This window comes from Corynebacterium sp. HMSC055D05 (assembly GCF_001810365.1).
In the GTDB taxonomy this organism is placed as follows: domain Bacteria; phylum Actinomycetota; class Actinomycetes; order Mycobacteriales; family Mycobacteriaceae; genus Corynebacterium; species Corynebacterium coyleae.
Map to the genome: position 1 here is coordinate 63168 of NZ_KV801082.1, position 13615 is coordinate 76782.

The 13615-nt window shown below is 59.9% G+C and carries 19 protein-coding genes; 9 read left to right on the forward strand and 10 right to left on the reverse strand.

From position 1 onward, the window contains the following. Positions 1-14 precede the first annotated feature (14 nt). A complete protein-coding gene (locus HMPREF2734_RS10770; protein ID WP_070421418.1) occupies positions 15-989 on the reverse strand; it encodes a UTP--glucose-1-phosphate uridylyltransferase in 975 nt (324 codons plus the stop codon). Positions 990-1046: 57 nt separating this feature from the next. Here HMPREF2734_RS10770 and HMPREF2734_RS10775 point away from each other — a divergent pair, with 57 nt between their 5' ends. From HMPREF2734_RS10775 to mscL, 3 genes are read left to right on the forward strand one after another with little or no spacing between them, the layout of a single operon-like run. After that, a complete protein-coding gene (locus tag HMPREF2734_RS10775) occupies positions 1047-1640 on the forward strand; it encodes a 5-formyltetrahydrofolate cyclo-ligase (RefSeq protein WP_070570936.1) in 594 nt (197 codons plus the stop codon). Positions 1641-1675: 35 nt separating this feature from the next. Then, entirely contained in the window at positions 1676-2302 is a 627-nt protein-coding gene (locus tag HMPREF2734_RS10780) for an SAF domain-containing protein (RefSeq protein ID WP_070570938.1), read from the forward strand. A gap of 1 nt (position 2303) precedes the next feature. Then, the gene (gene mscL / locus HMPREF2734_RS10785; protein WP_070421421.1) at positions 2304-2726 is read left to right on the forward strand and encodes a large conductance mechanosensitive channel protein MscL; all 423 of its coding nucleotides are present in this window, start codon (positions 2304-2306) and stop codon (positions 2724-2726) included. On the opposite strand, the gene HMPREF2734_RS10790 is transcribed toward mscL, so the two are convergent. From HMPREF2734_RS10790 to HMPREF2734_RS10820, 7 genes are all read right to left on the reverse strand, one after another. Next, on the reverse strand, positions 2723-2929 hold the full coding sequence (locus HMPREF2734_RS10790; protein ID WP_224212929.1) for a hypothetical protein: 207 nt from the start codon (positions 2927-2929) through the stop codon (positions 2723-2725). The genes mscL and HMPREF2734_RS10790 overlap by 4 nt on opposite strands. A 10-nt stretch (positions 2930-2939) precedes the next feature. Further along, positions 2940-3515: a MogA/MoaB family molybdenum cofactor biosynthesis protein gene (locus tag HMPREF2734_RS10795; RefSeq protein WP_070421423.1), complete on the reverse strand. Its 576-nt coding sequence runs from the start codon at positions 3513-3515 to the stop codon at positions 2940-2942. A 59-nt stretch (positions 3516-3574) separates the two neighbouring features. Then, positions 3575-4828, reverse strand: a complete 1254-nt coding sequence (locus tag HMPREF2734_RS10800) for a S1C family serine protease (RefSeq protein ID WP_083284829.1) — start codon at positions 4826-4828, stop codon at positions 3575-3577. Between the two features lie 89 nt (positions 4829-4917). Continuing rightward, positions 4918-6381, reverse strand: coding sequence for a sensor histidine kinase (locus HMPREF2734_RS10805; protein WP_070570940.1), 1464 nt, complete (start codon positions 6379-6381; stop codon positions 4918-4920). After that, positions 6381-7079 carry a response regulator transcription factor gene (locus HMPREF2734_RS10810; RefSeq protein WP_070421425.1) on the reverse strand — a complete coding sequence of 233 codons (699 nt, stop codon included), beginning with the start codon at positions 7077-7079 and terminating at the stop codon, positions 6381-6383. The genes HMPREF2734_RS10805 and HMPREF2734_RS10810 overlap by 1 nt, the downstream gene beginning before the upstream one ends. Before the next feature lie 106 nt (positions 7080-7185). Further along, a complete protein-coding gene (rpmF, locus tag HMPREF2734_RS10815) occupies positions 7186-7359 on the reverse strand; it encodes a 50S ribosomal protein L32 (RefSeq protein WP_070421426.1) in 174 nt (57 codons plus the stop codon). Positions 7360-7380: 21 nt separating this feature from the next. Further along, positions 7381-7653, reverse strand: a complete 273-nt coding sequence (locus HMPREF2734_RS10820; RefSeq protein WP_070421427.1) for a type B 50S ribosomal protein L31 — start codon at positions 7651-7653, stop codon at positions 7381-7383. A gap of 208 nt (positions 7654-7861) precedes the next feature. Here HMPREF2734_RS10820 and HMPREF2734_RS10825 point away from each other — a divergent pair, with 208 nt between their 5' ends. Beyond that, positions 7862-8995: an SLC13 family permease gene (locus HMPREF2734_RS10825; RefSeq protein ID WP_070570942.1), complete on the forward strand. Its 1134-nt coding sequence runs from the start codon at positions 7862-7864 to the stop codon at positions 8993-8995. Here HMPREF2734_RS10825 and HMPREF2734_RS10830 read toward each other — a convergent pair. Beyond that, positions 8967-10220 carry a DUF418 domain-containing protein gene (locus HMPREF2734_RS10830; protein WP_168163620.1) on the reverse strand — a complete coding sequence of 418 codons (1254 nt, stop codon included), beginning with the start codon at positions 10218-10220 and terminating at the stop codon, positions 8967-8969. The two genes, HMPREF2734_RS10825 and HMPREF2734_RS10830, sit on opposite strands and share 29 nt — an antisense overlap. Positions 10221-10424: 204 nt before the next feature. Between HMPREF2734_RS10830 and rpmB the strand changes: the two genes are divergently transcribed. The 5 genes from rpmB to HMPREF2734_RS10855 all read left to right on the forward strand — a co-directional run bounded on the left by rpmB (position 10425) and on the right by HMPREF2734_RS10855 (position 12205). Beyond that, positions 10425-10661, forward strand: a complete 237-nt coding sequence (gene rpmB, locus HMPREF2734_RS10835; protein WP_042409504.1) for a 50S ribosomal protein L28 — start codon at positions 10425-10427, stop codon at positions 10659-10661. Beyond that, entirely contained in the window at positions 10661-10825 is a 165-nt protein-coding gene (gene rpmG, locus HMPREF2734_RS10840; protein ID WP_006841072.1) for a 50S ribosomal protein L33, read from the forward strand. Before rpmB ends, rpmG begins: the two co-directional genes overlap by 1 nt. A gap of 3 nt (positions 10826-10828) precedes the next feature. Continuing rightward, positions 10829-11134 (forward strand): 30S ribosomal protein S14, encoded by a 306-nt coding sequence (gene rpsN, locus HMPREF2734_RS10845; protein ID WP_034999472.1) that lies wholly within the window; start codon positions 10829-10831, stop codon positions 11132-11134. Positions 11135-11145: 11 nt separating this feature from the next. Further along, entirely contained in the window at positions 11146-11397 is a 252-nt protein-coding gene (gene rpsR / locus HMPREF2734_RS10850) for a 30S ribosomal protein S18 (protein WP_180950003.1), read from the forward strand. 127 nt (positions 11398-11524) lie between these two features. Next, a complete protein-coding gene (locus tag HMPREF2734_RS10855; protein WP_070570946.1) occupies positions 11525-12205 on the forward strand; it encodes a TetR/AcrR family transcriptional regulator in 681 nt (226 codons plus the stop codon). 1 nt (position 12206) lies between these two features. Here the strand turns inward: HMPREF2734_RS10855 and HMPREF2734_RS10860 are convergent, their stop codons facing one another. After that, positions 12207-13589, reverse strand: a complete 1383-nt coding sequence (locus HMPREF2734_RS10860; protein ID WP_070570948.1) for a hypothetical protein — start codon at positions 13587-13589, stop codon at positions 12207-12209. Between the last annotated feature and the right edge of the window lie 26 nt (positions 13590-13615).

The following is a 13615-nucleotide window of genomic DNA, read 5'->3' on the forward strand; positions in this document are numbered from 1 at the left end:
GCCTTACTTTCGCCTTAGTTTGTCAGTTCGGGGTGTTCTGCTTCGTATTCGGTGATGATCTTCTTCAACGCCGTGTACAACGCCGGCCCGTACTTTTCGTCGTGCAGACCAAAGTCCACATTCGCCGGAATATAACCACCCGGGTTGCCCAGGTCATGGCGCTTGCCCTCATGAACCACCACATGCACCGGGTGGCCTTCAGAGATCATCAACTCAATGGCATCAGTTAACTGCAGCTCGCCGCCCTTACCCGGGGTAATACGACGCAGCGCATCAAAAATGCCACGATCCAACAAATACCGGCCAGTAGCCACAAGCGTCGACGGCGCATCCTCCACGGCAGGCTTTTCCACCATGCCACGCACCTTCAACACCTCGATGCCATCAAAGGACTCCCCCGCATCCTCAACATCAAACACGCCGTAGTTAAACACCTCTTCACGCGAGACGTTAAACGCGCACAGCACAGACCCACCGAGGCGATTGCGCACTTCGACCATCTTGTCCATCACCCCCATCGGCAGCACAAGATCATCCGGCAACATGACGGCCACGGCATCTTCGTCGTCGTCAAGCGCCTGCTCCGCACACCCCACAGCATGACCCAGGCCGAGGGGCTGATCCTGCTCAACCGCAACAGCCTGAATCAGCTCGCCAGCACGAGCAACCTTTTCAGCCTGCTCTTCCTTGCCGCGCGCGACCATGAGATCCTGCAACTCGGCAAAGTCACCGAAGTGGCGCATGATCTCTTCCTTATTCGGCGCCACCACCACCGCCAAACGCTGCGCACCACAGGCCGCAGCCTCCTGGGCGATCAACTCAATGCCCGGAGTGTCCACCACCGGCAGCAACTCCTTCGGCACAGTCTTCGTCGCCGGCAAAAAACGCGTCCCCATACCAGCAGCAGGAACAACAACCGTCTTCAGCGAAAACGCGTTGCCGTCCGTGGCAGCCGGGGCCGCAGCAGTGTGGTCAGTAGAATTCCGCATAAGTCATGAGCTTAACCTGACGCCCCTGTAAACCCGGTGAGCGACCCAAGGAGTTCCGTGTCCCAATCCACACCAGCCGTCAATGCAAAAGATGCTTTACGACGAGCCCACCTCTCCACCCGGCGCGAATTAGCCGCAGACACTGCACGTAAGCAGTCACTTGACGACGCGATTGTGTCGCACACACTGGCGTGTTTGCGTGAGACGAATGCGGTGGGGACCAACATCGCGGCCTACAACCCGTTGGCTACTGAGCCGGGCCCAGCCGATTTCGCGACACGTCTTACCGGGCCCGCCCGCACGGTGTTCTTGCCAATCTCGCTCAGCAGCGGCGAGCTGGCGTGGTCCCCAGCCGCAGCCGACGACGCCGGTGCAACCGGTGCACTCGGAGTCGTCGAGCCCACCGGCGCGAGATTCACCTCCCGGGTGCTGCGCTCGTGCGGGTTGATCGTCGCGCCGGCACTCGCGGTGGACCGAGGCGGGATGCGCCTGGGTAAAGGCAAAGGCTATTACGACCGTGCGCTTGCAGGACTCGACGTACCGGTGGCGGCGGTGGTCTACGACGAGGACATCGTGGACGCCGTGCCTTGCGACGACCACGACCAACCCGTGGACTACATCATCACCCCAAGCGGATTATTTAGGGTCTGAGGGAACCGGGGTAGTGCAGGGTCCGTCAGATACCTATGGACCTTCACGCACAGTTCGCACAGTTGCGCACGCCCGGATACCGCCGGTCTGTCATCATTCGCCGCATCGTTGCGGTGGTTCTTGTCATCGCCGCGGCGTTGCACGTCATCGTCGGTGTGTCACGCGATGATCCAGCGGTGGTTGTCTTTGCCCGTGAGGTTGCGCCCGGCACGACCCTCACCGGCGAGGACGTAGCCCTGCGGCGACTTCCAGCTGACGCAGTACCGCAGGGGGCACTGTCTGATCTCGCGCTGGCGGAGGGCCAGCTTCTTGCCGCGGCGGCATCAGCTGGTGAGGTGGTGACCTCCACACGCCTTGTCGGACCGGATCTCACCGCAACCTTGGTTGCGGAGGAACCACCCGGCGAAGAGTTCTCTCTGGTGCCAGTTCCGGTCGCGGAATCAGACATCATTCCGCTGCTGCATCACGGTGCACGGGTGGACGTGATCGCACAAGGGCCGCGCACTGTCGCAACTGGCGGGCGCGTGGTCACATCAGGTGAGAAAGGTACAGTTCTTGTGCTATTTCGGCAGTCTCAAGCAGAAGCCGTTGCTGCAGCCTCGCTGGATGGCCCATTGACCTTACTTTTGAGTCGTCATATACAACCGCCTAGTATTCCCTAACATGCTTCAAGGTTTTAAAGATTTCATCATGCGCGGCAACGTCATTGACCTTGCCGTTGGCGTTGTGATTGGTGCAGCTTTCACCGCTGTCGTCACCGCATTTTCCGATTCCATCATCAACCCGTTCCTCGCAGCCCTCGGCGGCGTGGACTACTCCGGCCTCGGCTTCTTCGTCCGTGAGGGCAACGAGGCTACCTTCGTTGACTTCGGTGCACTGATCACCGCAATCATCAACTTCCTGCTCATCGCTGCAGTGATCTACTTCCTGCTGGTCATGCCGATGAACAAGCTCGACGAGGCACAGAAGCGTCACAAGGGCGTCGACCCAGAGGAGCCGGCTCCGACCGAGACCGAGCTGCTCGCGGAAATCCGCGACCTGCTGTCCAACCAGAACCCGAACTCCACCCAGAAGCCGCTGAACTAATCCCCGTGATGCGGCGGCCGCTGCTCTTCGTAGAAGGCGCGGCCAGTCAAGCCCGGCTCTTCGTCATCGAGTAGCACTTCGCGCTCGCCGTCGAACGCCGGGCTTTTGCGTTGTTGCGACGGCGCCTTATCCGCCGTGCGGTCGTAATCCACATCCGCACGACGCACGACTCTTCTTCTCTTGCGTTCCATCTGCACTGTCACCGCGCGCTATCTACACCGAGTACTGGTTGAGTTCGCCGATGAGGTGGGTGACCAGCGGGGCAATCGTCGATACGCCATCGCGAATCGCCTGACGGCTCGACGCCAAGTTCACCACCACCGTAGAGCCGGATACACCGCAAATGCCGCGGGAGGTGCACGCATCAACCGCGCCACACGCCTGCCCCGACGCCCGAATCGCCTGGCTCACCCCCGGCACCACCTTATCGATGATGCCGCGCGTCGCCTCCGGCGTCTTATCGCGCGGACCAACACCCGTACCACCGAGCGTGAGCACCAAGTCCACACCACCGACGACACCGGTCTCAATCGCCTTGCGGATATCGGACTTCTTCGACTTCACCCGCACCACACCGTCAACCCGGTAATTGAACTCGCTAAGGAGCTCCACCACCATCTTGTCGGTGTTATCGCCGGGGGCGTCGTATCGACGATCCCCCACCAACACAACAATGGCACGCGGCGATTCCGGCGCAGCCTGCTCCAGCTCAGAGGCACGAAGGGTTGCATCGTCCGGCTCATTCATGTCCAGATCAGCAAGATCAACCGAGTCATACAGTTCAGTCATCGTAAAACGGGCTCCCGTCCGTCAGCGCGGTGAGAAAATATTGCAAGTCTCTAAAGAACTTACCCTGTGCTGAGGGTCACCTCTACCGGAATCGGCTCACCTTCTCCTTGACGCTCCACTTGCAGCGTCACTGTCTGGCCAAAGTCCTGTGAACGGGTAGCGGCAATCAACGCGTCGGCTGAATCTATAAGTCGGTCATTCAACCGCGTGATCACATCTCCCCGTTTCAGGCCCGCCTGCTCCGCGGGGCTGCCCGGCTCCACCGCAGCAACCACAGCGCCGCCAGTGATGGCCTGGGCGATGCTGACCTGCACACCCAGCATCGGTTGCGCCGCCTCACCATTACGGATCAGCTGGTCCGCCACTCGCTTGGCAAAGTTCGACGGAATGGAGAACCCAAGACCGATCGAACCGCCGGAGCTCTCTCCGCCAAAGCTGCTCTGGGACAGCGACGCAATCGCCGAGTTCATACCGATCAGGTTGCCGTTCATATCCACCAACGGGCCGCCCGAGTTACCGGGGTTGATCGCCGCATCCGTCTGGATGCCGTCCATCAGCGAGCTCTCGCCGCCACCCTGGCTCGCGCGCACCGGTCGGTTGAGCGCAGAGACGATACCTGAGGTTACCGTCGCAGACAGACCCAACGGCGAGCCGACCGCCACGACCTGCTGGCCCACACGCAGGTCATTAGAATTGCCGAACTGCACCACCGGCAAGTTGTCTACGCCCTCGATCTTGAGCACGCCAATGTCGGTGTTCACATCGGAGGCAACATACTGCGCGCGGTGGCGAGAACCATCGTTGAGTGTGACTTGAATTTCGGTCCCCGGCTGCGCACCTGCGGCAATCACATGGTGGTTGGTCAGCACATACCCATCAGAGGAAATGATGGAGCCGGATCCCTCCGCCCCACCAGAGCGCGTGGCCACCTCAATGGACACCACCGACGGCAGCACCTGCGCCGCCACCTTCTCTACCGATCCATCTGGTGCCTCCGCGGCATTCGACACAGAGGGATTCTCCAGGGCGTTTTCTTGCGCCTGCTCTCCACTCGGAGCATCTGCGCTTTGCGACGATCCCGCCGACCCCGCAACGTAACCCGCACCACCACCGGCTGCAAGGGCTGTCACCAACGCAACCGCAAAGGCGGTTCCTACGCCTGCGCGACGCTTTGGAGCCTGGGATTGCGGCGGAACCGTGTACACGCCACCGCTTGGCACATACGGTGCCTGGTCGTAGTTTTCAGTTGTCTGGTGCGGAAAGCTCGAGGTTTCATCGTTGGGTTGCTCTCCGAAATCGCGCGTATTGCTCATGGATTGCGAGTATGCCCTACCGCGCTGTGGCGGCGCTTGCGACCTCACCAAACGAAACGTAGTGTTTTCTGTACATTTTCTGTACGGGTTTAGCTGTAGCTTTTCTTCGGGATGACGCGGGTCTCGTTCTCGTCTTCGACTATAAGATCCTCAGCCGTCTCGTCCTCCGGAGGACGTCCCGGGAACACCACCCGGAAACGGGCGCCACCGTCGTCCGACTCCTCCGCCACGATTGTCGCACCGTGGCGGTCCATTACCTGCTTCACAATCGCCAACCCCAGGCCAGAACCCGGCATAGCGCGCGACTCCGGGGAACGGTAGAACCGTTCAAAGACTTTCTCGCGCTCCTCGGGTGGGATGCCGGGGCCCGAGTCGTCGACAATAAGCACCGCGTTGCGCTTCGCCGCCTTAAGCGACACACGCACTGCACCACCCTCCGGCGACCACTTCGCAGCATTATCGATCAAGTTGATCGGCGCACGTCCCATGGCAAAACGATCACCACGAATGACCCACGGGTCGGCGTGGAACAAGAACGTCACATCGGGGCGACGACGACGCACACGGTCCAGCGCCTCTTCGAGCACCTCGTCGAGGCGGAAATCCTCCGGCTCGGTCTCATGCGACTCGTCGCGGGAAAGGTCGACCAGGTCGCCGATCAGGATCGACATCTCCTCCATTTGGGCAAGCACATCACGTTCCAAATCGGCCCGGTCCTCAGCCGAAATCTGGTCCTGACGGCCGGAGTTATGCAACATCATCAACAACTCAATGTTGGTGCGCATCGATGTCAACGGCGTCTTGAGCTCATGGCCCGCATCCGCCACCAATTGCGCCTGACGCTTCTTGGACTCCTCCAACGACCTCACCAAGGCGTTGATCGAAGAGGTCACCTCCGCAAATTCGTCGTCGCCCTCCACCGGAAGTTCACGCGGCCCACTCGACTCGTTAGCGTTGTCCAACTCACGGTGCAGCCTGCGCACCGGAGTCAAGCCCACCGCCGAAATGAACGCACCAGAAATCCACGCCACCAGGCTGCCGACACCGATAACCACCAGCGCTGCCGCCGCCCGGCTTCCAGAGATGCGACCGTACGGATCCTCTGTCCGAGATGCGGCAACGACCATCCCATCCGGTGTTTGGCGCACAACAACACGCTTACCGTTGACTGAGCGCACGGATACCGCATCGCCGCTCTCCGTACGCAAATACGGCCCTGAAATGGATACCGGATCCCCCAAGAACAGGTTCGAGTCTGCCCCTGAAACCGCAATGCTTGTCAACGGGTTTGATCGCCGAAACGCCGCAATTTCAGAGCGGATCTGATCTTCCGAGGCCCCGTCGAGCTGGCGAGCCATCCCCAACGTCTTGCTCCGCAGCTCAGTATCCAACACGCCTTCGTGGGTTTTGGTAGACAGCCACATGCCAAGCATCGTCGTTAACCCAACTGCGGCAGCGACAATGAAGCCCGACAGCACCGCCAATTTCAGGCGCAAGGAATGACCTGCCCCGAGGCGGGTCTCATAGGCATCGCCAGACGCGACGCGCAACATCACGGAGCAGTCTCCCGAAGCACGTAACCCACACCACGCACAGTATGGATAAGGCGAGATTCACCGCCAGCCTCAGTCTTACGACGCAAGTAACCGATGTAAACCTCCAGGGCGTTGCCCGAGGTTGGGAAGTCGTAGCCCCACACTTCCTCAAGAATGGTCTGACGGGCCAATACGTGGCGCGGGTTCTGCATCAGCAGGTGCAGCAACGCAAACTCCGTACGAGTCAGCGAGATCGGTCGGCCATCGCGGAACACGTCACGCGTCGAGGTGTCCATGGTCAGGTCCTCGAACTTCAGCGTGGTCGAATCCTTCTGCTCACTATGGCGCGACTCCGCACGGGAGCGACGCAGCAGCGAACCGACACGGGCCAGCAGCTCCTCAAGCGCGAACGGCTTGGGCAGGTAGTCGTCCGCACCAGCGTCGAGGCCAGCCACACGGTCCGCGACACCATCGCGCGCCGTCAGCATAAGAATCGGGCCATCGTAGCCCGAAGAACGCAGCGTACGGCAGACACCGAGGCCGTCAAGCTTTGGCATCATAAGGTCCAAAATGGTCAGATCCGGCTGTTCTAACCGGATCTGGTCGAGCGCATCCTCACCATCTACGGCGAGGACTACGTCGTATCCGTTGAAACGAAGCGACCTACGCAGTGACTCGCGCACAGCCTGTTCGTCATCGGCAACGAGAATTTTCATGCGGATATTATGACTTATTTTCCTCTAAGAGTGAAAACGGCATCAAAAAACCGGGCCCCACCTGTGGGAACCCGGTATTTTTGCGCGAGTTTTACCTTGCGGAAGCTTAGAACTGCTCGACGTCGATCAGGCCAGCCTGAGCCGCCTTAACGAGACGACGCGGGATCTGCACCTCGCGGCCGTCGATCTTGACGTTGACCAAGTCAGGGTTGTTGGCCTTCCACTGGGAACGGCGCATGCGCGTGTTAGCGCGGGACATCTTGAACTTAGGGGTTGCCATGATTGTGCTCCTTTACGCCCTTTAGTTAGCGGACTTCTTCTTGCGGCGTGCCATGCCACCGAAACGCTGGTTGAACTTCTCAACACGGCCAGCGGTGTCCATGAGACGCTGAGCGCCAGTCCAGAACGGGTGAGACTCTGCGGTCACGTCAACCACGATGAGCGGGTACTCGTTGCCGTCCTCCCACTGCTCGGTGCGTGCGGAAGTCAGGGTGGAGCGCGTCAGGAACTTGTGGCCCGTGTTCGCGTCCTGGAAAATCACCGGGTGGTAATCCGGGTGAATGTCTTTCCTCATTAGTATTCGTCTCCCTCAGGATTGAACTACGGGTCGGTTCCTTACATTAAGGATCGTGCCCGAGTTGGGTGCGAAATGGTCTTTTCATCCGACGGTTGCCGGACAACTCGAAATAGCATACAGCTCACTTACGCTGCGACCTAATCATTGCAACTCGCCTATCGACGACCTCCGCCCTGCTCATCCACCGCTTACCCTCAACTCCGCCATGAAGCTTTCCTCGTTTTCTTTGCCGCTGGCCGCAATCGCCAGTCTCGCTGTGCTCGCCGCGGTGTCCCTGAACGACGCCGGTGAAGTTACCCTTCGGCTTGTTCCAGTACTGGGTTTCGCGGCCGGCATGTCTGTCGTCGTCAATCTCGCTGCTCGTGTGCACACCTTCGAGTGGCTGGTTGGCGCGTTGCAGCGCACGACGTCGCGCAGAGAGATCGTTCTGGCGGGGTTTCTCGCACTGTGTGTCGCCGCAACGGCGTTCCTCTCGCTCGACACCACTGCGATCATGCTGACCCCGCTGGCGGTGCAACTCGCCTCCCGCTTCCGACTTCCGGTGCCGGCGGTGGCGCTTTCCGTGGTGTGGATTGCCAACTTTGCCTCCATGCCTTTGCCGGTTTCCAACTTGACGAATTTGCTGGCGGTGGGAGGCGACGCGTTTTCCACCACCGGTGAATACGTGAAACTCGCCGCCGCCCCTGCAGCCGTGGCAGTGGCAGTGGCAGTGGCAGCGTCCTACGCGGCTCGGGCGATATACCGCAGCGCAGCCGGCGAGCCTATGCCCGAAGCGTCATCGATCCTCCCCCGCCCAACGGACGCCCTTGCGGTGCTGGGCGTCACCGTCCTCGCACTCCTCAGCCCGATCCCCTACTGGCTGACGAGCACCGTCGCCGCCATCGCAATGTGGTGTGCGGCGGGCCCGACCGGACGGCGCGGCGGCATTGCTCCACTCATCCCGTGGTCGGCGCTCAGCCTTGCCACTGCCTTCTCCGCGGTGGCGACACTGGCCCTGCAGATCAGCGATATTTCGTCCGCCATGCAGCAACTCGCCGGCACACACCCCTTTGCAATTGCAGCTGCTGGCGCGATCACAGCGAACGCAATCAACAACATCCCTGCGTTTTTAATGCTCGAGCCCGCAGTCAGCGATCCAGCCAGCGCGCTAGCGCTCCTGATCGGCGTCAATATCGGCCCGGTGATCACCCCATGGGCATCGCTCGCCACACTGCTGTGGGCAGATCAACTCCGCCGCGCAAAGGCCCCAGTACCGTGGCGTGGGTTCATCCTGTGGGGCCTACTCCTGGCACCAGTTACCGTCATTGCCGCTACCGCTGCACTGCTTGTCGTTGCTTAGCCGCAACCATGTCGACAGCCCGGTGCATGACAATTTCAAACGGTCCACGCTGGAAGCGCTTCAGCCACAACATGCTGAAGGCAACAAGCAGCGCACACAACGCGAGATAAACCCCACACACGAGCAAGGTGCCGGCAGGCCCCTCTACGTACCGGGCTAGACCAAACCCGAAGTCGTAGAACACCACAGAGGCGAGCACATTCTGCAGGATGTAGCACGTCAGCGCGGTGCGACCGACTGCAGCCAAACCGGTTCCCACCACACCAAGCGTGTTGTCGCGGCGGATGTAGAAGGCCGCGATGAGCGCGAGGACACCGAACGCCACTACCGTCGAGGTGACGTAGCGAGTCAACGAAGCAGATGCGCCGGTGGCAAACAAGCGCAGCCCCCAGTCCAGCGGGATACCAACACCAAGGCCGACGAGCATTACTTTGCGACGCAACCCCGCTCCGGCGGGTTGGAACAATCCAGCGCGGTACAACCTGGCCGCGAGGAGAAACACACCGATGCCCATCACGAACATGATTGGGATTTCGAACCTGCCGCCGAAGAAGTCGTCGATACGCGCCTGCACCATCGCCGGATAGCTGTCGGTTGCGGTGTAGAGCGCAAACGACTGGTCAAACGTGGGGATATCCTCGCCACCCTCGATCTCGTCGAGCGGGATGCTGTTGAGCAGATAGGTGCCCACGGAGAACAGCAACATGACAAGGACATGTGCGCTCAGCGCGAGCCACATCCACACCTTTTGCACACGCTCGCTGCGCACAATGATTGGCGCGACCGCAAGCGCGGTTAGGCCGTAGCCCATCAACACATCGAACTCGAAGATGAAGATGTAGTTCAGCAGGCCCTCGATCACAAGGAGGATGGCGCGCCAGTAGTACAGCCCGGGCCAGCGCTGGTTTCGTTTCGCTGCAGATTGGCGCTGGATCTCCATGCCGATGCCGAACATGATGGTGAGCAGTCCCAGGAACTTGCCGTCCGTGACCAACGCGCTTGCGGCATTGAACAGCGCGTCGGCGGCCTCTGCTGCAGTTCCATTCGTGGAAGCGGCGCGAACCTCATCCCAGAGCGTGAAGTTCGGATCGAAATACTGCTCCATGACGCTGTCCATCTGGTGCCAGGTGGCAAAGATCCAGATATTCGTTGCCAAGGTGCCCAGAATTGCGATACCTCGAGCGACGTCGAGAGCGACGATTCTCCGATAGGTGGGTTCATTCACGGGTGTCATACTACGCAAAACGCGATTATGAGAAATGGCGCAAAGACGGTAGGGTTGTCTCTCGCTGTTGTCGAAGTACACATATACGCCTACGTCAACCGATTGCATTTGCGCCGGTAGCGGACCCTCACACCGCTTCTCACCTGGCGCTTTCCTCACATCGTGATCGAGTCGTGGGCGGTAAGAAGAGTAAGGAAGAAACCCATGTCGGCACATTGCCAGGTCACGGGACGTCAGCCGTCGTTCGGCAAGACCGTCTCGCACTCGCACCGCCGCCACTCGCGCCGTTGGAACCCCAACGTGCAGAAGCGGAAGTTTTACCTGCCCTCCGAGGGCCGTACCATCACCCTGAACGTTTCCACGAAGGGTCTGAAGATCATTGACCGCGACGGCATCGAGTCCGTCGTCGCCCAGATCCGTGCACGAGGTGAGAAGATCTAATGGCACGTAACGATATCCGCCCGATCATCAAGCTGAAGTCCACCGCGGGCACCGGCTTCACCTACGTCACCCGCAAGAACAAGCGCAACAACCCGGACCGCATCACGCTGAAGAAGTACGATCCGGTAGTTCGCAAGCACGTCGAATTCCGCGAGGAGCGATAATCCATGGCGAAGAAGTCTAAGATCGCTAAGAACGAGCAGCGTAAAGAGATCGTCGCCCGCTACGCGGAGCGTCGTAACGAGCTCAAGGCAATCATCAAGAACCCGGAGACCTCTGACGAGGATCGTCTGGACGCTCAGTTTGAGCTCAACCGTCAGCCGCGCGACGCCTCCCCGGTGCGCGTGCGCAACCGTGACTCGCGTGACGGCCGCCCCCGCGGCTACCTCCGCAAGTTCGGTGTTTCCCGTGTCCGTATGCGCGAGATGGCTCACCGCGGTGAGCTGCCTGGCGTCCGTAAGTCTTCGTGGTAAGGAGGACTCAAATTATGAAGCGCAACAATTCGCGTAAGCCGCGCATTGAGCAGTCCCGTCGCCCGAAGAAGAACCCGCTGAAGGCAAAGGGCATCGAGACCGTCGACTACAAGGATATTGAGACCCTGCGTCTGTTTATCTCCGACCGTCACAAGATTCGTTCCCGCCGCGTCACGGGCCTGACCCCGCAGCAGCAGCGCCAGGTCGCTACCGCTGTGAAGAACGCGCGCGAGATGGCTCTTCTGCCGTTCACCACCCGCTAATTAGCCGGTTGACGATGACAGCGTAAGAGTCTTCGGCTCTAAGCACCCGCACTCCCCTCCCCGCGAGGGTTGAGAGCGGGTGTTTTTCTTCTAAAGTAGTGGAGTATCCCAGAAAGGTAGGCAGGGTATGGCGAAGTCGGTCGGACGACCACGCAAGCAAAGCCCACGGCGCAAAGGCGCAACGGCCCGCGACGAAATCCTCGACGCCGCATCCGAGCTTTTCACACGCAAAGGCTTCGCAACTACCTCCACTCACGACATTGCTGACGCCGTAGGCATCCGTCAGGCGTCGCTGTACTACCACTTCCCCTCCAAGCGCGACATCTTCCTCACGCTGCTCATGGGGACGCTGCAGCCCTCGCTGGATCTCGCATCAGACTTGGCCAAGACCGACGAAACTGCAGCCGTGAAGCTCTGGGCGCTCGTCGCCGCCGAGACCCGTATCTTGTTGTCCTCGAATTGGAACGTGGGCCGGCTCTACCAGTTGCCTGTGCTGGAGTCGGAGGAGTTTGACGAGTACCACGAGGCACGCCAACGCCTGGAGGGTATCTTCCGCGATTTGGCAGCGCAGATCGTTGGCGACGACGACCCCCGCATCGACCTACCGTTCCACATGACGCTCGCCGCCATCGAGATGCGCGACAACACCGGCGTGGCGCCATACCCGCTTGTCGACGACGCCCTGCCCGCCCCCTCCGTCACCATCGCCGATGCCGTTTTGGACGTGCTCCATACGGACCTTCCGGATCGCCGCGCCGAGCGCATGCTCAGCCTCGTCGCGCAGGTATCGCGCGACGAGGACGCTTAGTTTAGAACTTGTCTAAATCCTCGACCGCGACGCGGGCCTCGAACCAATCCCCGTCGTCTCGCTTCACGCCCCAAATCCGGGCCCCTGACGGTGAATCAATCGGGAACACATCCGCATCAGCGGTGATAAGTTCCTTAGTCTTCACATCGCTTTGAGCAACGCGCGGGGAAGCTCGATTGCCGTCGTAGGTAAAGATCGACTCCCCGTCCGAAATCGCGTCGACGAAGTCCAACTTCTTGAGTTCATCCTTACCCAATTCGAGCAGGACTTCTCCAGACTCGGGCTTCAGAACGAGAAGTTTTACTATGCCCTCGGCTCGCGAGGTGAAGATGGCCGTAATGACGTCACCGCTGCGCCGCACCACAGGTACAGAACTGTAGGTTCTGGTTTCCATGCTCATTGCCTCGTCTGCCTTGCCACCGCTGACATAAAGGAATTTCGCTTCACAAGGCTTCGTTGGCTCATCGGTACAGCGCTCCTGTTCCGCAGTATCCTTGCCGTACACAAGGGCATCGTCGCCGATACGCCACACGGCTTCGGGTGCGAAACCTTTACGTATCTCAACGTCCTCGCCCGACTCTAGGTTTCGGCGCCTCAAATCCCCATCGTTGCTTGCGTAATACAGCACGGGCTCCCCGCTCTGTGCAATCACGCCGAAGAAATCATTGGTCTCGATGTGCTCATGCCTTGTTTCTTGGCCAGAGGCGATATCCACCGCAACGACATCGATTTGTTTCTTCGAGCCGGCCTCCGGAATGTTCGCGAGATAGATCTTCTCCGCACTCGCTGCGATGATTTGGGCGGATTTCGCATCGAGGTTCTTCGAATCCACTTCCGCGAGGGTTGGCTCGTCGAAGGATGCAAAATCGTCGAGGAACGTCGAAAGGCTTACCTTCTCCGTTTGTAGGCCCTGCGTACTCTCCACAGTCTTCACAAAGCTGGCGCCTTTGGTCTTCCCGTCGTCGGCAACCAGCATCATCGTCGTGGTCATACGTTTGTCCTCAGAGCCATCGAACTTCTTCGGGGAGACGTCGTACAACGCTCCCGTGTCCAGATCGAGCGCACGGGTTTCTTTGTCCCAGGATGTGACAGCGAGTTTTGCAGGGACCGCCTGATTGAATGTCGGATTGAACACGTCGAGGTTGTCGATCCCAAGTGACCTTGTTTCTGGCAAGTCACGTGCTGCTTCAGGCGCCGCCTCTAACGGATCGACGGCCATGCGTGCGTTGTTGTTCCACTGTGGCTTAAGGGATTCCGCAGCCGTAGTTGCGTGCTTAGTTGGGTCAAGCACTTCCGTTTCGGTTTCATCCGCGCCGCCACAGGCACTCAGCGAAACTGTCAACAGCCCTGCTCCAAGAAGTGCGATTGCTTTCGTCTTATTCATGTTCAATCTCCTCGTTCTCTCGCCGT